Origin of the sequence: Pelagibacterium montanilacus (assembly GCF_003992665.1) — a bacterium.
GTDB lineage: Bacteria > Pseudomonadota > Alphaproteobacteria > Rhizobiales > Devosiaceae > Pelagibacterium > Pelagibacterium montanilacus.
On sequence record NZ_RZMX01000059.1, the window covers coordinates 223130 to 242051 of the forward strand.

The 18922-nt window shown below is 65.6% G+C and carries 17 protein-coding genes; 10 read left to right on the top strand and 7 right to left on the bottom strand.

Going from position 1 to position 18922, the window contains the following annotated elements; genetic code table 11:
• Positions 1 to 147: 147 nt before the first annotated feature.
• From EO136_RS17065 to EO136_RS17080, 4 genes are all read left to right on the top strand, one after another.
• The gene (locus EO136_RS17065) at positions 148 to 933 is read left to right on the top strand and encodes an ImuA family protein (RefSeq protein ID WP_127145597.1); all 786 of its coding nucleotides are present in this window, start codon (positions 148 to 150) and stop codon (positions 931 to 933) included.
• A complete protein-coding gene (locus tag EO136_RS17070) occupies positions 824 to 2383 on the top strand; it encodes a DUF6504 family protein (RefSeq protein WP_246018429.1) in 1560 nt (519 codons plus the stop codon). The genes EO136_RS17065 and EO136_RS17070 overlap by 110 nt, the downstream gene beginning before the upstream one ends.
• On the top strand, positions 2380 to 5730 hold the full coding sequence (locus EO136_RS17075; protein ID WP_127145598.1) for an error-prone DNA polymerase: 3351 nt from the start codon (positions 2380 to 2382) through the stop codon (positions 5728 to 5730). The genes EO136_RS17070 and EO136_RS17075 overlap by 4 nt, the downstream gene beginning before the upstream one ends.
• 309 nt (positions 5731 to 6039) lie before the next feature.
• Positions 6040 to 6255, top strand: coding sequence for a hypothetical protein (locus EO136_RS17080; RefSeq protein WP_127145599.1), 216 nt, complete (start codon positions 6040 to 6042; stop codon positions 6253 to 6255).
• On the opposite strand, the gene EO136_RS17085 is transcribed toward EO136_RS17080, so the two are convergent.
• On the bottom strand, positions 6238 to 6849 hold the full coding sequence (locus EO136_RS17085; RefSeq protein WP_127145600.1) for a PadR family transcriptional regulator: 612 nt from the start codon (positions 6847 to 6849) through the stop codon (positions 6238 to 6240). The genes EO136_RS17080 and EO136_RS17085 overlap by 18 nt on opposite strands.
• A 168-nt stretch (positions 6850 to 7017) precedes the next feature.
• Here EO136_RS17085 and EO136_RS17090 point away from each other — a divergent pair, with 168 nt between their 5' ends.
• Both EO136_RS17090 and EO136_RS17095 read left to right on the top strand, forming a co-directional pair.
• Positions 7018 to 7347 carry an SH3 domain-containing protein gene (locus EO136_RS17090; protein WP_127145601.1) on the top strand — a complete coding sequence of 110 codons (330 nt, stop codon included), beginning with the start codon at positions 7018 to 7020 and terminating at the stop codon, positions 7345 to 7347.
• Positions 7348 to 7440: 93 nt separating this feature from the next.
• Positions 7441 to 8457, top strand: coding sequence for an asparaginase (locus tag EO136_RS17095; RefSeq protein ID WP_127145602.1), 1017 nt, complete (start codon positions 7441 to 7443; stop codon positions 8455 to 8457).
• Positions 8458 to 8874: 417 nt separating this feature from the next.
• Here EO136_RS17095 and EO136_RS17100 read toward each other — a convergent pair whose 3' ends face one another.
• Positions 8875 to 9162: a hypothetical protein gene (locus tag EO136_RS17100; protein WP_127145603.1), complete on the bottom strand. Its 288-nt coding sequence runs from the start codon at positions 9160 to 9162 to the stop codon at positions 8875 to 8877.
• An 83-nt stretch (positions 9163 to 9245) separates the two neighbouring features.
• On the bottom strand, positions 9246 to 10577 hold the full coding sequence (locus EO136_RS17105; RefSeq protein WP_164730664.1) for a TIGR03808 family TAT-translocated repetitive protein: 1332 nt from the start codon (positions 10575 to 10577) through the stop codon (positions 9246 to 9248).
• A 329-nt stretch (positions 10578 to 10906) separates the two neighbouring features.
• Between EO136_RS17105 and EO136_RS17110 the strand changes: the two genes are divergently transcribed.
• Positions 10907 to 11443 carry a hypothetical protein gene (locus EO136_RS17110; protein ID WP_127145605.1) on the top strand — a complete coding sequence of 179 codons (537 nt, stop codon included), beginning with the start codon at positions 10907 to 10909 and terminating at the stop codon, positions 11441 to 11443.
• Between the two features lie 16 nt (positions 11444 to 11459).
• Here EO136_RS17110 and EO136_RS17115 read toward each other — a convergent pair whose 3' ends face one another.
• The 4 genes from EO136_RS17115 to msrB form a co-directional block, all read right to left on the bottom strand.
• On the bottom strand, positions 11460 to 11990 hold the full coding sequence (locus EO136_RS17115) for a response regulator (protein WP_164730665.1): 531 nt from the start codon (positions 11988 to 11990) through the stop codon (positions 11460 to 11462).
• Between the two features lie 168 nt (positions 11991 to 12158).
• Positions 12159 to 12758, bottom strand: a complete 600-nt coding sequence (locus EO136_RS17120; protein ID WP_127145607.1) for a superoxide dismutase — start codon at positions 12756 to 12758, stop codon at positions 12159 to 12161.
• Between the two features lie 112 nt (positions 12759 to 12870).
• Positions 12871 to 14970, bottom strand: a complete 2100-nt coding sequence (locus EO136_RS17125) for a S9 family peptidase (protein WP_127145608.1) — start codon at positions 14968 to 14970, stop codon at positions 12871 to 12873.
• 148 nt (positions 14971 to 15118) lie between these two features.
• Positions 15119 to 15517, bottom strand: coding sequence for a peptide-methionine (R)-S-oxide reductase MsrB (msrB, locus tag EO136_RS17130; RefSeq protein ID WP_127145609.1), 399 nt, complete (start codon positions 15515 to 15517; stop codon positions 15119 to 15121).
• 191 nt (positions 15518 to 15708) lie between these two features.
• On the opposite strand from msrB, the gene EO136_RS17135 reads away from it, so the two are divergent.
• The 3 genes from EO136_RS17135 to EO136_RS17145 are packed head-to-tail and all read left to right on the top strand — an operon-like array spanning position 15709 to position 18919.
• On the top strand, positions 15709 to 18120 hold the full coding sequence (locus EO136_RS17135) for a putative monovalent cation/H+ antiporter subunit A (protein ID WP_127145610.1): 2412 nt from the start codon (positions 15709 to 15711) through the stop codon (positions 18118 to 18120).
• Complete coding sequence (locus EO136_RS17140) at positions 18117 to 18542, top strand: Na+/H+ antiporter subunit B (RefSeq protein ID WP_127145611.1); 426 nt, start codon at positions 18117 to 18119, stop codon at positions 18540 to 18542. The genes EO136_RS17135 and EO136_RS17140 overlap by 4 nt, the downstream gene beginning before the upstream one ends.
• Entirely contained in the window at positions 18542 to 18919 is a 378-nt protein-coding gene (locus EO136_RS17145; RefSeq protein WP_127145612.1) for a Na+/H+ antiporter subunit C, read from the top strand. Before EO136_RS17140 ends, EO136_RS17145 begins: the two co-directional genes overlap by 1 nt.
• The last annotated feature ends 3 nt before the right edge of the window (positions 18920 to 18922 follow it).

The window sequence follows — 18922 nt, forward strand, 5'->3', positions numbered from 1 at the left end:
TTCACCGGGGCGCCTGTGCAAGCCGGTCTCACCATTCACCGTGCCCTCCTGTCCGCAGCCGATTTCCGATTCTGCGAGAGGTGAATTGACTCTTGGAGCCAGCTACGCTTCTTTAGAACAAAATAGGAACATTTGGTGTGCAGACCCATGGCGCTCACTCAAGTCGAGAGGTTGCGCACGATGCTTTCCGGGCTGGAAGGCTCATGCGCGCCCGTCATCAACGGACCCTCGGGGTCCACCACCGAGCTCGGCTCGGTTCTCGCAGCCGTGCGCACCCAAAGGGGTGTGCAGGAGGTTTTCGCGCGCTCGGTGCGCGACCTTCCCGCAGCGCTCGGCTTTGCGCTTTTCCTGCCCGGGCCTTCGGGGAAGCGGGCGAAAAGCTGCATCTGGATCCGGTGCCGGGGCTCGGGGCGTGAAGCGGGCGCCCTTTACGGACAGGGGCTTTTCGCAGCGGGGCTGGAGCCTTCGCGCATCTTTCTGGTCACGGTGCGCGACCTCAAATCCGCGCTCAAGGCGGCCGAGGAGGGCGCGGGAACACGGAGCATTTCCGCGGTCGTGCTCGAAACCATGGGGGAGGCAAAAGAGCTCGATCTCAAGGCCTCCCGCAGGCTTTCTCTGGCCGCAAGGCGGCAGAACACGCCGGTGATCGTGGTCAGGACCGGAGAAAGCCCTTCTGCGAGTGCGGCGATGGCCCGGTGGGGCATCCGTGCCGTGCCCTCGCGCTCTCCGGGCCTGGGGCTGCCCGGTTCGCCTGCAGTGGAAGTCGAATTGCTCAAATACCGCTTCGGCGTGGCCGGGCGGCGCTGGCGTGTGGAATGGGATCATGAAGAACAAGCGTTCCTCGAGCAGGCGCTATCTGGCCCTGTGGTTCCCCTGTCTTTCGACCGACCGTTTGGCCGGCCTGCGTATCAGGGAAGGGCAAAAGCCGGATGATCGCCCGCTCGTCACCGTCGCGCGGACCAGGGGTGCATTGCGCCTTGCCGGGGCCTGTCCGCGGGCCCGCAGGCTGGGGCTGTTGCCCGGGTTGGCCTTCGCCGACGCCCGTGCGCGCGTTCCCGATCTCGACGTGGTCGAGGACGACCCGGAAGCCGATGGTGCGCTCATGGACAAGCTGACCGAGTGGTGCGACCGCTATACTCCTGTCCTGGCGCCCGATCCGGACCATGGGCTGATCCTTGAAATATCGGGCAGCACCCATCTGTTCGGGGGCGAGAAGGCCCTGATGGCCGATCTTGCCCGACGCATGAAAGCGGCGGGGCTGCGGGTGCGCACAGCGCTTGCCGGTACGCCGCAGGCGGCACGGGCACTGTGTCGGTTCGGGCCGGGCGGCATCGTGCCGCCGGGAGAGGAGCGCGAGCTTCTGGCAGGGCTGCCGGTGTCGGCCCTCGAGATGGATCGGGACACCACCCAGGCCATGGGCCGGGCCGGGCTCGCGACCCTTGCCGATCTGGCAGAGCGGCCGCGCAAACCCCTTGCCGCGCGGTTCTCGAGCGCGCTGACATGGAAGCTGGCCCAGGTACTTGGGGAGGTGGATCAGCCCATCATCCCGCTCAGGCCTGCGCCCGACTTCGTCGTCGAGATGCGGTTTGCCGATCCGCTGGGGCTCAAGGACGACATCGATGCGGCTTTGGGGACGCTGTGCGCCGAGCTTTGCCGCAAGCTCGAGCACCAAGGGCAGGGCGGCCGACACTTCGAGGTCAGCTTCTTCCGGGCCGACGGGGCGGTAAGGCGGCTCGAGGTGATCTCGGGCCAGCCCTTGCGGGTGCCTGGCACCCTCGCGCGGCTGATCGATATGCGCCTTGGCGCACTTGCCGACCCGCTCGATCCCGGTTTCGGGTTCGACATGATCCGGCTCTCGGCCCTTTCACGGGACGGGGCGCCTCCGGCCCAGGAACGGCTCGACGGGGAGGGAAGCGCCGAGCAGGATGTTCAGGATCTTCTCGACCGGCTGTGCGCCCGGTTCGGGGCCGATGCGGTGCGCAGCTTCGTCTTTACCGGCAGCCATCTTCCCGAGCGTGCCGCAAAAACCACCTCGACCATCGAGGCCCCGGGACGCGAAAAGGGCAAGGACAGCCCGACCGCGAAAGTCGGCCTGCGCCCGCTCCTGCTGCTTACGCCGCCCGAACCCATAGAGGTGATCGCCGAGATCCCCCACGGCCCGCCCCGGCGGTTCCGCTGGCGCAAGGTGCTCTATGACGTGGCGCTGGTCGAAGGCCCTGAGCGCATAGCGCCCGAATGGTGGCGCGAGACCCGGGACAGGCTGAGCCGGGACTATTTTCGGGTCGAGGACCAAAAGGGCTATCGCTTCTGGCTGTTCCGGTACGGGATTTATGACCGGGAACCCCAGAGCGGGCGCTGGTTCATGCATGGGCTCTTTCCATGAGCGGGTTTTCAGAGCCGGTGGCGGCCACCAATTTCTCCTTTCTGCGCGGCGCCTCCCATCCCGAGGATATGGTGTTGTCCGCGATCCTGCTCGGGCTCGAGGGGATCGGGATCGCCGACGTCAATTCGGTGGCGGGGGTGGTCAGGGCCCATGGGGCCCTCGAGGATCTGCGCGAGGGCATAATGCCGGTCGAAAAGCTCCGCCAGGGCTCGGGTCCGGGGGAATATGTGCTCGTCGAGCGCTACGACGGGAGCGCGCTTCCGGTCTCGACCGCGGAAATCGCGGCCCGGGCCAGGGCCTTCAGGCTGGCGGTGGGCGCGCGGCTGGTCTTTGCGGACGGCACGCCCGATATCGTGGCCTATCCACAGGACCTGGCGGGCTGGGGGCGGCTCTGCCGCCTGCTGACCAAGGGCAAGCTCAAGGCGGGCAAGGGCAGGTGCACCCTGGAGTTTGCCGATCTGCTGTTCTCGTGCGCGGGGCTGTCGCTGATCGTGATGCCGCCCGAGGATATCGGATCGCTCGACCCCATCATGGGCCGGCTCAGGAGCGGGACGGGCGGGGCGGTCTGGCTGGGCGCGAGGATGGGGCTGAGGGGCACGGACCGTCGGCGGCTGGCGCTGCTCCACCAGATGGGCCTTGCGACCGGGGTGCCGCTGATCGCCACCAATGACGTGCTCTATCACGCGGCCGGGCAGAGCGACCTCCAGGACATTCTCACCTGCATCCGCGAGGGCGTGACCATCGGCAATGCGGGGCCGCTGCTCGAGGCCAATGCCGAGCGGCACCTGAAATCGGCCCGGGAAATGGAGCACCTTCTGGCCGACCTGCCCGAAACCATCGCGGAGACCGGCCGGTTCTTCGACCAGATCGATTTCTCCCTCTCCCAGTTGCGCTACCAATATCCCGAAGAGCCCATCCCGCCGGGCCTTTCGCCCCAGTCCTGGCTCGAGGAGCTGACCTGGCGCCGGGCCGAAATGCGCTACCCGGACGGGGTGCCCGACAAGGTCCGCGGGTTGATCCAAGCCGAGCTCAGGCTGATCGCCGAGCTCGATTACGCCTGCTATTTCCTCACCATCTTCGACATCGTGCGGGTTGCAGAAGACAAGGGAATCCTTTGCCAGGGCAGGGGATCGGCGGCCAATTCGGCGGTCTGCTATGCGCTGGGGATCACCGCGGTGAACCCGGCGGAAAGCGAATTGCTGTTCGAGCGGTTCCTGTCCAAGGAACGCCGGGAGCCGCCCGATATCGACGTGGATTTCGAGCACGAGCGCCGCGAGGAGGTCATCCAGCACATCTACGAGGTCTATGGCCGGCATCGGGCCGGAATCGCGGCGACCGTGATCACCTACCGGCCCAAAAGCGCCATTCGCGAAGTGGGCAAGGCGTTGGGGCTTTCAGAAGACATCACCTCGCGCATCGCCTCGACCGTGTGGGGGAGCTGGAGCCGGAAAGAGCCGCTGGCCGGGCATCTGCGCCAGGCCGGCATCGATCCGGACAACCCCCGCATCACCCAGGCCATGGAATTTGCAGCTCGGCTGATCGGCTTTCCGCGCCACCTCTCCCAGCATGTGGGCGGGTTCGTGCTCACCCAGGGGCGGCTGGACGAATACGTGCCCATTTCCCCCGCCGCCATGGCCGACCGCACCTTCATCGAATGGGACAAGGACGACATCGACCGGCTGGGGATGATGAAGGTCGATATCCTGGCGCTCGGCATGCTCACCTGCATCCGCAAGGGCTTCGAACTGCTCTACGCCCATTATGGAAAAGCCCATGATCTGGCGAGCATCGGGCGGGACGATCCGGCGGTTTACGCCATGCTCCGGAAAGGCGATTCCATCGGGGTCTTCCAGGTGGAAAGCCGGGCCCAGATCAACATGCTGCCCCGGCTCAAGCCAAAAGAGTACTACGACCTCGTCATCCAGGTCGCCATTGTCCGGCCCGGTCCGATCCAGGGGGACATGGTCCATCCCTATCTGCGCCGTCGCAATGGCGAGGAAACCGTCGATCTGCCTTCGCCCGCGCCGCCCCATGACCCGGACGAACTGAGAAAGGTGCTGCTGCGCACCCTCGGGGTGCCGCTTTTTCAGGAGCAGGCCATGAAGATCGCCATGGTCGCCGCCGAGTTCACCGCCGGGGAGGCCAACCAGTTGCGCAAGGCCATGGCAACCTTCCGGCGCAACGGGACCATGGGCCGGTTCGAGGCCCTGATGGTCGAGCGCATGGTGGCGCGCGGCTACAGGCGCGATTTCGCCCAGCGGTGCTTCGACCAGATCAAGGGGTTCGGCGATTACGGGTTTCCCGAAAGCCACGCGGCGAGCTTTGCCAAGCTCGTCTATGCCTCCGCCTGGCTCAAATGCCACCACCCCGACGTCTTTGCCTGCGCCCTGCTCAATTCCCAGCCGATGGGATTTTATGCCCCCGCCCAGATCGTTCGCGATGCCCGCGAACACGATGTGAGAGTTCTGCCCGTCGACATCAATTCGAGCGCACAGGATAATGTGCTCGAGCCGGGCGGGGACAAATATCGCGATCTGAGGCTGGGATTTCGCCAGATCGACGGGTTCAAGAAAGAATGGGCCAGCCGGATCGTGGCCAGAAGAACCAGGGTTTACAGCAGTCTCGAGGATTTCTGGCAGCGCACGGGCCTGCCGCGCCGCGCCATGGCGCTGCTGGCCGATGCGGACGCGTTCGGGTCCGTGGGGCTGGACCGCAGGGCCGCGGCCTGGGCGGCACGGCGCCTGCCCGAGGACGAGCCCTTGCCGCTGTTTGCCGCAGCCCAAGCCCCTGAATTCGTGGAAGAAGCGGACATGAACCTGCCCGAGATGCCGCTGGCCGAGCAGGTGATCGCCGATTACCAGACAACGCGGCTCTCGCTCAAGGCGCACCCCATGGCCTTCCTGCGCGAAACCTTTGCCAGCGAAGGGGTGGCCACCTGCGCCGGACTGGCGGAAAAGCCTGACGGATCAAGGGTGAAGGTGGCGGGCGTGGTGCTGATCCGGCAGCGACCGGGCAATGGCAAGGCGATCTTCATCACCCTCGAGGACGAAACCGGGGTGGCCAATGCGCTGTTGTGGGCCAACAGGTTCGAGCGCTACCGCCGGGCGGTGATGGCGGCGCGGCTGGCGCTGATCGAGGGAGTGATCCAGAAAAGCCCCGAGGGGGTGATTCACGTCATGGCCTCAGGGGTTTACGACCTGTCGGACCGGATCGAAAGCCTGGCGATGTCCCACAAGGCGGCCTTCGAACCGGCGCGCGCCGACGAGGTCAAGCGGCCCATACGGTCGCGCAGCGAGCACCACCCGCGCAATGCCCGCATCGTGCCGCGATCACGCGATTTTCATTAACCTGCGACAGATCGGTGCAACGATATGCGACCAAGAGGCGCTGATCGGCGTTGATAGGGCGTGATCGTTCATTCAAACGCACGCTGATCTGCGCGTCGGCAGGTCCCTGGCGGGTCCAAAAAAGGCGAAAAAACCTTGGTGAGCCGTGGCATGGACATCGAAGTGTCGCGCCGATCCATCACACTGGAGCTCCCGTTCTGAGCCAATCAGAAAAAGAGCTTTAAGGCGGAACCGGAAAAGTGTTTCCACTTTTCCCAACGGCGCTCAAGGCCCCTTTAGGGGCTCGACAGATCTGGCAGGGAGGCCATCATGTCGGAATTCGAATACAAGGGTTATCGCATCCGCACGGTCTACGAGGACAAGTGGCGTATCCGCATCTGGCCGCCTGTGACGCCACGCACCCTGGTGGATCAGGTCGTGGCCAGCCGGTCCGAGGGCGCAGAAGCCTGCCGCATGCGGGCCTGCGCACTCGTCGACAGGATCGACAGGGCACCGGGAGCGGGAGCCTCAGGCGCGCGACACTGAGGCCCCGGGCACACCGAAGGCGTCGGACGTCTCGTCCGCAAAGACGTACGCCCCGCCTTCAATGCGCGCGTAAAGGTCCGACACCCATTCATAAGCACAGCTCGAATGGTGCATCCAGTAGCTGAGCAGCGCCTCCACATGGGGCGGGAGGGCCTTTTCGCCCGCCCAGCGGGCGTTGCCGGTGGCGCTGACGACATTGGTCCGATAGTCCGACAGCACCGCAAGCCGGCGGCTCAGATAGACCAACACCGTCTGGCGCGGGAGGGCGGACATCATGATCAGGCCCGAGCAGAACATGTCGGGGCGCGGATCGGGCCGGGTCAGCGCAACTTCCATCAGGCGCTGAAATTCTTCCTCGCCGTCGGGCGTGAGCGCATAGTCCGTCCGTGCGGCCCCCTCTTCTGAGGCTTCCACTTCGATCGCGTCAAACAGCCCCTCGCGGGTCAATTGGCGCAGGGCGTGATAGATCGAACCGGTCTTTGTATTGGCCCATTGATCAGCCTTCCAGGCGAGCAGATCCTGCCCGATCATATAGCCGTGGGCGCGCCCGTGAGCGCGAACGAACGCGAGTACGAGTAGCCGGGTTGCCGACATCGACCGTATCTCCTCCTGTCCCTGCGGGCGAAATCCCCGCCCGGGAACGTAATGGCACTGGCAGCGGATCAGCGGTGAACGCCTGCTGAACGCCAACCTCAGAAGCAGTTCAAGACGCAAGAGCTACCACTGAAGCCTCGACATTTACAGAGGACCGGGGGTCTGACAATGAGCATTGTGTCCAAACTCACATTTCCTGCACTCATGGGCGGATTGATCGCAGTGGCCGCTTCGGGCATTTTCGCACCGCCCGCCCATGCCCAGGGCTATGACGTGGCTACCCTGGCGCAGGTCAGCGACGTGGCCCATTGGGATCAGCTCAACGTGCGCCGCTGGCCGGCCGCCTATTCCCAGCAGGTCGGGGTCCTGGGCCCACAGGCCTGGGTGTGGGTCGAGCGCTGCATCGAAAGCCAGAGCGGATCGGACTGGTGCCTGGTCAGGCGCGAGACCACCGAGGGCTGGGTCAATTCGCGCTACCTCACCCCCGGCTGGCCCTGATCGCGGAGGCCCGGGCCGGGCGGCGTTGACATCGGCGGGTTCACGGGCTCCAACGGAGGTTGACCCGAGAACCCGACACGAGCACCCCACCCGATGCCGACCAATCCCGAACTCGCCCGCTTCGTGCGTGGCCCGCTGACCGAAAACCGCCACACCGGCGCGATCTGCGTATGCGGACCGGATGGGGACATCCTCGCTGCGGTGGGCGATGCGGGGCGGGCCGTGTTCCCGCGTTCGGCGATCAAGACCATGCAGGCGCTGGCGATGTTTTCCTCCGGCGCCGCAGAGATGTTCGGGATCGAGGGTGAAGCGCTCGCCATCGCCTGCGCCTCCCATAACGGAGAGAAGGCCCACACAGACCTCGTGGCGCGCATTCTCGCCAGACTCGATCTGGATGCCGATGCTCTGGAATGCGGGGCCCATCCGCCGCTCGATTCGGCGACACGGCGCGATATGCTGGCGCGCGGGGAAAAGCCGAGCGCGCTGCACAACGCCTGTTCGGGCAAGCATGCGGGCATGCTGGCGGTGGCGCGGGCGCTGGGCGCCGACCCCCAGGGGTATGTGCGCCCCGACCATCCAGTACAAAAAGAAGTCCGGGCGCGGATCGAGGCGGTGATCGGGCAGGAACTGGCGCCGGGCCAGTGCGGCACCGATGGCTGTTCGATCCCCACCTGCGCCGCGCCGCTCTCGGCCTTTGCCGGCGGCATGGCGCGGATGGCGAGCGGGAAGGGACTCGATGACGCGACGGGCGCGGCGGCGCGCACAATCCTCGACGCGGTGACTGCCCATCCCTTCTTTGTCGGGGGCTCGCGTTCGTTCGACACTGAACTGATGGGGGCGTTCGCGGGTCGGCTGTCGATCAAATACGGCGCGGACGGGGTGTTCTGCGGCGCGCTGCGCGACAGGGGGCTGGGCTTTGCGCTCAAATGCGACGATGGCAGCGTGCCCGCCGCCACCGCGATGGTGGCCAATCTGCTCCTCGGCATCGCAGCGCCCGACGGCGAGGCGAAAGCCATTCTCGAGCGCAATGCGCGCAAGGTGGTGCGCAACTGGACGGGCTTGGAGGTGGGCGTGCTCGAGGCCGACGCCGCCGCGCGGATCAGGGTTTAGAGCATATCCTGTTCTGACTGAATCAGAACAGGAGCTCTAAGTCTTTAATGTGTCGCGTTTCCGAACCGGAAAAGTGGAAACACTTTTCCTGGAAACGCTCCGGGGAGCACGCGGGCAGGCTTGCTCCGTGGCGATGCGGGCGATCAGGCTGACCGCAGCGCGCGTTTGAGGGGGCTGCAAGACCCCTCATCCGACCGCTTCGCGGCCACCTTCTCCCGCAAGGGGAGAAGGGGAGCTGGGGCGGCTGAATTGGAGGTGCCTTCATGCGCGATTTCCTGAGGTCGAGCTGTCAGCGGTAAACGCTGCCCAGGCAGACATCCTCGACGGCTCCAATCACTCCCCCGGAGCGACGGGTAGATTTGTCGCCGCCTCCCAAACCCTCGACGGAGATGGGGCGGCCCGCGTCAGCGCTGCCGTTCAGTCGAAGCAGGTCTGGTGGGTGGCCGAGGTCTGGTAGCAGCGGCGGGGGGCCTGGGTCCGGACCGACGGCAGGGGTGCCGGGGCGCTGCTGGTCGTTGTGCTCCCCACCGCGCTGCCGCCGCTACCCGTGCCGCCACCCCAGAAATCGTCCCACGCTGCCTGGTTGCGGGCGACTTCGGCGTGGCGTCTGGCCATTTCTTCAGGGTCGTTGATGACGCTGTTGGCGCAGCCGGTAACCAGGAGCGTTGCGCCAGCCAAAAGCGTAGCGATCAGGGTTCGCGTCATGGCACTCTCCAAATCTGGAAACAGAGCCATGGTGCCAGACGATCGCAGCCGTTGCCTCCCCCGATTCCGGGGGGATAGGCGGGTTACGGCTGGAGGATCGTGTTGTCCGAGACGGTGAGGGCGGGATGGCGCGCGGGGTCGGCGGTGAGGTCGGGGGTCTCGATGTCCCACCAGGCGGTGCCAGCGATGGCGTGGCGGCGGGCGCCCGAGATGGTGTTGCCGATCACGGTCGCGCTGCCCGCGTCTGGGGCGACCGAGACGGTGATGGCGATTTCGGTGTCGCGGATGAGATTGCCGGTGATCGAAACGTCGCGCAGATAGGGGCCCCAGCCGGCGCTGATGCCGACGCCGGCGACGGTGTCGACGAGATTGTCGGCGATGAGCGCATCGGCTTCCGCGGCGATGCCATAGGGGGTTTCGAGGTCGGGGTTGGTCTGGGAGGGGCCCGCGAGGTTGCGCACGATGTTGCCCGAGCACACCGCCAGCCGTCCGCCCTCGCTGAAATTGGTCATCGAGATGCCGGCAGCGGCGCCATCGACGATGTTGTCCGAGATGATCGAGCCCGAGAACTCGAACTCCGAAAAGATCGCCACCTCGCCCGATGAGAGGCAGAGATTGCCGCGCACCTGGGTGTTGGCGGTGGCGTTGAGGCGCACCGCGGAAAAGGCGCAGTCGGCGATGTGGTTGTCGGCAACGATCACTTCGTCGGCGCGGAAGATGTTGATCCCGTTCCCGTTCTGCCCGTTCCCGCCACCGGTCCAGCCGATCCGGGCGATCCGGTTGCCGGTGATGAGCGTGCCGTCGGGCCCGGGTTCCCCGCGCCAGATGCGGATGCCGCCATTGTCGCAGTCCGCGATCGTGTTGCCCGAAAAGCGCAGCCCGGCCGCGTCATAGCTGAAAAGGCCGGTGAGCGCGCTGGTGGTGATCGAGCAGTCCCGGACGTCCCCGGCGCAGCGGTGGAGCGCGATGCCGTTAAGGCCGGTGGCGCGCACGGTGCAGTCGGCGATGGTGAGAGAAGGGCAATCCTCGATATGGATGAGCCCGCCATGCCAGAGATCGGCGTCCGAGCCATTGCCGTCCAGGGTCAGCCCGGCGAGCGTGATATGGGATGCGCCGCGGGACGCGAGCAGAGGGCCCGAGCCGAGCTGGGCCAGAACGCTGGCCCCGGGGACCCCCTCGAGCGAGACGCCCGAGGGCAGATCGAGCGTCCTGACCATGACGCGGCCTGCGGGCAGGACAAGCCGGCCCCCGTCTGGCGCGAGGCCATCAAGGGCGGCCTGGAGGATGTCGGTCTGGTCGATTTCGGCGCCGGGCACCAGCCCCAGATCCTGGGCGCGCAGGGGCACGGGGCCGACGAGTGCGGCGAGCCCGAGCGCGGGGAGCGCGGTGGTGAAGCGGCGGCGTGTGAGGGCCATGGCAGTCTCGTCCAATGCCTGAAGAGTGCTTGATCTGTCGCGATTCCGAACCGGAACAGTGTTCCCCTTTTCTTCGAAACACTTTAGCGGCACGGGGGGCGGGACCAAGCCAAACCCGCGATCGTGGTAAATCGCCGTCCCGGCTCTTGTCGCGCGCAAGGCCCAGAAGTTATAGCTAGGGCAAGGCCCTGTTCCGATCGGATCGGAATGGGAGAAGCAGGTTTTTGATTTGTCGCGCATCCGAACCCCGAGCCCATGAAACGGACCCCCTGATCGATGCACGCACCGACCCGAGGCGCGACCGCTCCATATCCCGGCAGTCAGAGCTGATGGCCAGTCTGAGGACCGTCGCCGTCTTTGCCGACAACGGCACCACCGCCCATGCCGCCCTTTACGGCGAGGTGGGCGAGTGGCTCGCCCGGCGCGGGGCGCTGATCGTGGTCGTGACCGACAAGGGCTCGGCCCCCGCCCATCTGGTGGCCGGCGCGCTGCGGGCCGGGGGCGAGGTGCTGATGATCGGCCGCGAGGACGACGCGATCAAGGCGCCGCTCGAGGGCGCGCGGATCGAACGGGTGCAGACCCGCGCCGAGGCGCTCGCCATGGCCGCGCGGGACGCCCAGGCGCTGATCGGGCTGCCCGGACGGCTCGATTCGGCGGCCGATCTGCACGCGGCCTGGATTTCGGCCGGCGGCGCGGCGAGCGGCAAGCCGGTGGGGCTTTTGAACCGCAAGCGCGCCTTCGAGGTGGTGCGCGGGTTCATCGGCGACGTGGCCTCGGTGGGGCTGGGCAGGGGCACCGACGATCTGGTGCAGTTTTCCGATACGATCGAAGATCTCTGGACGCGGCTGTCCCGGCTCAAGGGGTAGGCGCTCGTGGCCAGCCTCAGTGAGCGGGGCATTCGTCCCGGATGGCGCGGGCGCGAAGGGCCTTGTGGGCGAGCAGCGAGACGACGTTGTCGTCCTCGGCCAGGGTCGGGCGCGGGCGGTGGACCGGCGCGGGGCGCGGTTCGGCGGGAGCCTGGCGTCTGGCGGCGATCCGGGCGGTGACCCGTTCGGCGAGATAGCGCGGGCTCATGGGCTTGGCGACGACCTCGTTGATGCCCACCATGGCGCAGCGCTCGCGCATTTTTGCCTCAACGGTCCGGCTCATGGCGATGACTTCGACCGCGCGCGAGACGATCAGCTCGTCGGTGCGGATGCGGGCCACGAGGTCCGCGGCGTTGTCATTGGGGCCCAGATCATAGTCGCAGACCACCAGCGCGACCGGCGAGATGCGCATATAGGCGGCCATGGCTTCGGGGTTGGTGAACTCGCGCACCCGCCAGTCGGCGCTGTCGCGCAGGGTGGCCCCAAGGATCGAGGACAGGGCCCTGCTGGTGGACAGCACTGCAACGATGGGCAGGGGCAGGGACAAGGTTGACGCTCCGATAAGCCGAATGCTTAACGCGCTCTTAACACGGCGATCCGGAGAGTCGGAAGGGCCGGGCGCTTTTTTTGCGTCGCGCCGACCACAGAAAACGCCCCGCCTCTTGCGAGACGGGGCGCATCGATACCTCCCCTCGAAAGGGGCGAGCACATTCGATCAGGAGGCCGCTTCGTGAAGCTCGGCGACATAGTCCCAGTTCACGAGGTTGTCGAACCATGCCTCGAGATATTTCGGCCGCGCGTTGCGGTAGTCGATGTAATAGGAGTGCTCCCACACGTCGACGCCGAGCAGCGGGGTGCCGCCATGGACCAGCGGGTTCTCGCCATTGGGCGTCTTGGTGACTTCGAGCTTGCCATCCTTGAAGGTCAGCCATGCCCAGCCCGAACCGAACTGGCCGGCGCCGGCGGCAAGGAAGTCCTCACGGAACTTGTCGAACCCGCCAAGATCGGAATCGATCGCGGCCTGCAGCTTGCCGGGCAGCGAGCGCCCGCCGCCATTCGGCTTCATCCACTTCCAGAAATGGATGTGGTTGTAGTGCTGGCCGGCGTTGTTGAAGAGACCCTGGTTCTTGCCATGGCTCTGCTTGACGATCTCCTCGAGCGACTTGCCTTCCAGGCCCGAACCTTCGAGCAGTTTCGAGCCATTGGTCACGTAAGCCTGGTGGTGCTTGTCGTGGTGAAACTCGAGGGTTTCGGCCGACATGTACGGTCCCAGCGCGTCATAGGCATAGGGAAGGTCGGGAAGAGTAAAGCTCATGAAAGGGCCTCCTTGATCGTTCAAATGAAAATTTTCAGAGGGAAGAAAGCCGGAAAGATCGGCTTTTTCCGAGATTTTGTACGGCCTTATATATTGGCCGGTGCGGCACGGTTCAATGCGCGGGCGTGGAAGTTTCCGCCATTCCGACGCAATGAAGGGCAAAGGCGTAGGTGATCGCCGTTTCCCTGATGCGCTCGAAACGCCCGGACGCTCCGCCATGGCCCGCGTCCATGTTGGTGCGCAGGAACAATGCATTGGCGTCGGTCTTGGTTGCGCGCAACCGCGCCACCCATTTTGCAGGCTCCCAATAGGTCACCCGCGGATCGGTGAGCCCTGCGAGCGCCAGGATCGGGGGGTAGTCCTGCGCGGTGACATTGTCATAGGGCGAATAGGACGCGATCCTGTCATAGGCCTCGCGCGAGGCGATGGGGTTGCCCCATTCGGGCCATTCGGGCGGGGTGAGCGGCAGGGTGTCGTCGAGCATGGTGTTGAGCACGTCCACGAAGGGCACATTGGCCACGATGCCGGCCCACAGATCAGGCCGCATGTTGGCGATGGCGCCCATGAGCATGCCGCCCGCCGACCCGCCCTCGGCGACGATCCGGCCTTTGGAGGTATAGCCCTTGGCGACCAGCATTTCGGCCGCGGCGATGAAGTCGGTGAAGGTGTTGGTCTTGTGCTCGGCGCGGCCCGATTTGTACCAGCGATAGCCCTTGTCCATGCCGCCCCTGATGTGGGCGACCGCATAGACAAAGCCGCGATCGACGAGCGAGAGGTTGGAAACCGAAAAGCTCGCGGGGATCGAATGGCCGTATGAGCCATAGCCGTAAAGCAGGAGCGGCGCCGAGCCGTCGAGCGCGAGGCCCCGGCGGTAGAGCAGGGTGACGGGCACCTCCTCGCCATCGGGGGCGGTGGCGAACAGCCGCCGGGTTTCATAAAGGTCCGGATCATGGCCCGAGGGCACGTCCTGCTGCTTGCGCAGGGTGCGCTCGCCGGTCTCGAGATCCATATCGAAGATCTGGGCCGGGGTGGTGGGCGAGGAATAGGAGAACCGGATGGTGGCGGTGTCGAACTCATAGCCGCCCATGAGCCCGAGCGAATAGGCCTCCTCGGGAAAGGAGATGGTTTCCTCGGTGTCGTCGCGCAGATCGCGCACCACGATGCGCGGCAGCCCGTCGCGGCGCTCGAGGCGGATGAGGTGATTGGCCAGCAACTCGATGTCGAGGATCAGCGTGCCCGGTTCGTGGGCGACGAGATCGGTCCAGTTGGCCTGGCCCGGAGCGTCGATGGGCGCGGTGGCGATCTTGAAGTCCTCGGCCTCGTCGTCATTGGTGTGGATGAACAGCACGCCGCCGCGTTCCTCCACATCGTATTCGGTGTTCTCGTGCCTGGGCTCGACGCAGACCGGGTCACCGCCCTGCTCGGCGTCGATCAGCCAGACTTCCGAGGTCTGGTGGTCATGGGCGGAAATGGTGATGAATCGCCGAGACTGGGTTTCGCCCACGCCGACGAAAAAGCCGGGATCGGCTTCCTCATAGACGATCGCGTCCTCTGCCTGGGCCGTGCCGAGCACGTGCCGGCGCACGCGGAAGGGGCGATGGCTCTCGTCGAGCTCGACATAATAGAAAGCGGTCGAGTCACTGGCCCAGACAGCACCGCTGCCGGCCTTCTCGATACGCTCGGCCCGGTCGGTGCCGGTGTCCAGGTCGCGGATGAGAATGGTGTAATATTCCGAGCCGTTCCGGTCCGCCGCCCAGGCGAGCATGGAATGGCAGGGGGAGTGTTCGGCGCCGCCGAACCCGAAATAGCCCTCGCCGGCCTCCGCGTTGCAGTCGAGCAGGATGTCCTCGCCGCCGCCCTCGCGCGGGGTGCGGCAGATAAGGGCGTACTGGTCGCCCTCGCGGGTGCGCGAATAATAGGCGAAGGGGCCGTCGGGCGAGGGGACCGAGCTGTCCTCCTCTTTGATGCGCGCGCGGATTTCGGCGTAGATTTCGTCCTGCAGCGGGCGTGTGGGGGTGCCGAAGCGGTCCTCGTACCAGGCGTTTTCCGCCTCGATATAGGCGCGAATATCGCTCGGGAGCGTGGTGGGATCGGCCATCACCTCGCGCCAGTTTTCGGCGCGCAGCCAGCAATAGGGATCCTGGCGCGTCACACCGTGGCGGGTGTCCTCGAAGGGGCGCTGCGGAGCGAGGGGCGGTGTGGGCTGAGTCAATCCGATGTCCTTGGGGCCGATTGGTGGGATCGCTTCTCGATTATCGCCCTCATGTGACGCCTGCAAGGCGCGGGGAGGGAGGGCCGAGGCGCGCCAGAAAACGGGCGCGGCCGGATTGGCAGCGCCCGTTGCAGGGGAAATTCGTACCCTAATCCTCGGTCTTGAAGTCCAGCGACGTGCCGTTCATGCAGTAGCGCAGGCCCGTGGGCGCCGGTCCGTCGGGAAAGACGTGTCCCAGATGGGCGTCGCAATTGGCGCAGCGGATTTCGGTGCGGCGCATGAAATGGCTGCGATCGTCGATCTCCTTGACCGCGCCCTCGCTCACCGGTTCGTAGAAACTCGGCCAGCCGGACCCGGAGTCAAACTTGGTGTTTGAGGTGAACAGCGCCGAACCGCAACAGACGCAGTAATAGGTGCCGTCCCGCTTTTCGGTATTGAGCGGGTGGGTGAAAGGACGTTCGGTGCCGTGCTCGCGTGTGACGTGATATTGTTCGGGCGTCAGTTTGTCGCGCCATTCGCGCTCGGAAATCTTACTGGTATCGGTCATTTTCCCTCCGTCCTGATCCATGATGGAACGTGGTCTTGTTGCAGGAAATATGGTGTGCACAACTCGCCAGCACAAGTCGACGTTCCCGTGATGTGTCCGGTTTTGGTTGAGCCTGCGGCAGGGATAGGTAATGTCTGCACGCTGATTCCGCTTACGTCTCATGGATGCCGCGTATATAGAGCGCAGCGGACATGCCCATTACGATCGAGCCGGGGGAACCGTTGGGACCGACTATCGATTTTTCTGTAGCGCTGATCGCCGTGGCGCCGTTCCTCGCCGCAGCCATCGCCCCCCTTCTCAAGAGATTCGTGGGTCCGCTCGCAGGATGGGTGCTGGCCATCGTCCCCGCGAGCATCTTTGTGACGTTGATTGGCTTTTTCACGCCGGTTGCCGACAATCAGGTGATCCGTGCATCGCTGGACTGGATCCCCACCTACGGCATCAGCTTTTCGTTCTTCATCGATGGGCTGAGCCTGGTTTTCGGGCTGCTGATCTCGGGAATCGGCACGTTCATCGTCATTTATGCGGGCGGATATCTGGCAGGCCATCCCCATCAGGGGCGGTTCTTCGCCTATATCCTGATGTTCATGGGCTCGATGCTCGGGCTGGTGCTGGCCGATAACGTCTTCACCCTGTTCGTGTTCTGGGAACTGACCTCGATCACCTCCTTCCTTCTGATCGGGTTCGATCACTCCCGCCAGGCCGCGCGCCGTGCCGCGATCCAGGCGCTTGTGATCACCGGCGGGGGCGGGCTTGCACTGCTGGCCGGGCTGATCGCGCTGACAGTGATGACCGGGCAGAATTCGCTCACCGGCATGCTCATGAGCGCGGGCACCGCCCAGGAGCATTCGCTCTATCTCGTGGCGCTGCTGCTGGTGGTGGGCGGCGCCTTCGCCAAGTCCGCGCAGGTGCCGCTGCATTTCTGGCTGCCCAATGCCATGGAAGCGCCGACCCCGGTTTCGGCCTATCTGCACTCGGCCACCATGGTGAAGGCGGGCGTCTATCTTCTGGCGCGCATGAGCCCTGTGCTGGGCGGCACGCCGGAATGGTTCTGGATCCTGACGCTTTTCGGTGGCGCGACGCTTCTGATGGGCGGCGCGCTGGCGGTGCGCCAGACCGATCTCAAGCAGATGCTGGCCTATACCACGCTCGGCTCGCTGGGCCTTCTGGTGATGCTGATCGGGGTGGGGACCGAATACGCCATTCTCGGCGCGATCCTCTATCTGTGCGCGCACTCGTTCTTCAAGGGCGCGCTGTTCATGATCGCCGGGGTGATCGACCACGGCACGGGCACGCGCGACATCACCGCGCTGGGCGGGCTGGGCAAGGCGATGCCGATCACCTTCGTGGCGGCACTGCTCTCGGCGTTCTCCATGGCCGGCTTTCCCATCGCGCTGGGGTTCTTTGCCAAGGAAGAGATGTATATCGCGCTGACCGGCGGGGTGTGGCCGGACCTTCTGTTCCTCGTCGTGCTGATCGTGGGCAACGGGCTGATGATGGCCGTGGGTCTTCTGATCGCCATAAAGCCGTTTACCGGCGCGCTGACCGCCACGCCGCACAAGCCCCATGAGGGCTCGCTCTCGCTGCTCGCGGGGCCGGTGGTGCTGGGCATCGCGGGGATCGCGGCGGGCGTGCTCATCGGGCTGGTGAACACCTACGTGCTCAGCCCCACGGCCTCCACGATTACCAATACCGCGGTCGATGCCCATGTGGCGTTCGCCTTCGATCTCGCCGATCCGGCGGTCTGGGCCTCGCTCGCGACCTGGGCGCTGGGCGCGCTGGTGTTCTGGAAGGCCGACGCGGTGCGCTCGGGGCTGCGGCGCACGGGCAATGCCATCGGGTTCACCTTCGACGCCGGGTTCGACGCGGCCATGTTCGGGCTGATCCGCTTTGCCGATGCGGTGACCCGGTTGCTCCACCACGGCAAGCTCGAGATGTATGTGCTCGTGATGTTCGTTGTGCTGGTCGCCACGCTCTACCTGCCCATGGCGCTGACCGGGACGTTCCCCGCCATGCCCGGCTTCCCCGTGCTGACCTTCTATGAATGGGGTGCGATCGCGATCGCACTGATCGGTCTGGGGGCGGTGGTCTTCTCGCGCGTCCGGTTGGTGGCGATCGCGGCGCTGGGCATCCAGGGCTTTGCCGTGGCGCTGATCTTCCTTCTGTTCGGCGCGCCGGACCTCGCCTTTACCCAGTTCATGGTCGAGACGCTCTCGGTGGTGATCATGGCGCTGGTGATGACCCGGCTGCATGTGGACGGGCGCGACCATCGCGAGCTGGAAGTGGCCGTGCGCGACGGGGCCATCGCGATCGCCGCGGCCATCGGCTTTGCCATCGTGCTGCTGGGCGTGCTCGAGACCGAACTGGACCTGTCGCTTTCCGAGCTTTTCGAGGCGACGAGCACCCCGATCGCCCATGGCCGGAACATCGTCAACGTCATCCTCGTGGACTACCGCGCGATCGATACCGTGGGCGAGATCGCCGTGGTGATGGCGGCCGGTGTCGCGATCCTGTCGGTGATCCAGCTCAGGGCCCGCAAAACCCCCAAAAAACGGGCCGGCACGCCTAAGCCCGCCCGCACCTCCCGGAGGGCTGCATCATGAACACGGTGATTTTCCGCACGGTCGCCCCCGGGCTGGCCGCCCTGATGATCATGTATTCGATCTTCGTTCTGCTGCGCGGCCACAACGAGCCGGGCGGCGGGTTCATCGGCGGGCTGATCGGGGCCTCCGGGCTCGCGATCTACGGCATCGCCTGCGGCGTGACCGAAGCGCGGCGCGCGCTCCATGTGCACCCGATCTCGCTGGCCGGATTCGGCGTGTTCCTCGCCGCGCTGAGCGGGCTGGCCTCGCTTCTCGTGGGCATGCCGGCCTTTACCGGGCTGTGGTGGATCTTCGAGGTCGACGGCACGGAGGTGCCGCTGTCCACGCCGCTGATCTTCGATATCGGGGTCTATGCGGTGGTCGTGGGCTCGGTCTCGGCCATCGCCTTCGCGCTCGAGGACGACGACGAGGAGATGGACTAATGGAAGTCGCACTCGCGGGGCTGATCGCAGCCTTTTTCGCCGTATCGCTCTATCTCCTGCTGTCGCGGGCCGTGGTGCGCATGCTGTTGGGCGTGGTGGTGCTCTCGAATGCGGTGAACCTGCTGATCTTCACCGCCGGCCGGCTGACCGCCGAGATCCCGCCCATCATTCCCGGCTCGCAATACGTGCCGATAGAGGGCGCGGCCAATCCGCTGCCCCAGGCGCTGATCCTGACGGCCATCGTGATCGGATTTGCGCTCTTTGCCTTCCTTCTGGTGCTCGGATATCGCGCCTACCAGGAGCTGGACGCGGACAACACCGACACCATGCGCCTGGCCGAACCCACCGACGCCCCACGCCCACCGCTCAGCTACTAGGAC

What these genes read in the sequence shown, in the direction of transcription:
- EO136_RS17065 (WP_127145597.1), top strand. Translation starts at nt 148, where the DNA reads ATGGCGCTCACTCAAGTCGAGAGGTTGCGCACGATGCTTTCCGGGCTG.
- EO136_RS17070 (WP_246018429.1), top strand. Translation starts at nt 824, where the DNA reads ATGAAGAACAAGCGTTCCTCGAGCAGGCGCTATCTGGCCCTGTGGTTC.
- EO136_RS17075 (WP_127145598.1), top strand. Translation starts at nt 2,380, where the DNA reads ATGAGCGGGTTTTCAGAGCCGGTGGCGGCCACCAATTTCTCCTTTCTG.
- EO136_RS17080 (WP_127145599.1), top strand. Translation starts at nt 6,040, where the DNA reads ATGTCGGAATTCGAATACAAGGGTTATCGCATCCGCACGGTCTACGAG.
- EO136_RS17085 (WP_127145600.1), bottom strand. Translation starts at nt 6,849, where the DNA reads ATGTCGGCAACCCGGCTACTCGTACTCGCGTTCGTTCGCGCTCACGGG.
- EO136_RS17090 (WP_127145601.1), top strand. Translation starts at nt 7,018, where the DNA reads ATGAGCATTGTGTCCAAACTCACATTTCCTGCACTCATGGGCGGATTG.
- EO136_RS17095 (WP_127145602.1), top strand. Translation starts at nt 7,441, where the DNA reads ATGCCGACCAATCCCGAACTCGCCCGCTTCGTGCGTGGCCCGCTGACC.
- EO136_RS17100 (WP_127145603.1), bottom strand. Translation starts at nt 9,162, where the DNA reads ATGACGCGAACCCTGATCGCTACGCTTTTGGCTGGCGCAACGCTCCTG.
- EO136_RS17105 (WP_164730664.1), bottom strand. Translation starts at nt 10,577, where the DNA reads ATGGCCCTCACACGCCGCCGCTTCACCACCGCGCTCCCCGCGCTCGGG.
- EO136_RS17110 (WP_127145605.1), top strand. Translation starts at nt 10,907, where the DNA reads ATGGCCAGTCTGAGGACCGTCGCCGTCTTTGCCGACAACGGCACCACC.
- EO136_RS17120 (WP_127145607.1), bottom strand. Translation starts at nt 12,758, where the DNA reads ATGAGCTTTACTCTTCCCGACCTTCCCTATGCCTATGACGCGCTGGGA.
- msrB (WP_127145609.1), bottom strand. Translation starts at nt 15,517, where the DNA reads ATGACCGATACCAGTAAGATTTCCGAGCGCGAATGGCGCGACAAACTG.
- EO136_RS17135 (WP_127145610.1), top strand. Translation starts at nt 15,709, where the DNA reads ATGCCCATTACGATCGAGCCGGGGGAACCGTTGGGACCGACTATCGAT.
- EO136_RS17140 (WP_127145611.1), top strand. Translation starts at nt 18,117, where the DNA reads ATGAACACGGTGATTTTCCGCACGGTCGCCCCCGGGCTGGCCGCCCTG.
- EO136_RS17145 (WP_127145612.1), top strand. Translation starts at nt 18,542, where the DNA reads ATGGAAGTCGCACTCGCGGGGCTGATCGCAGCCTTTTTCGCCGTATCG.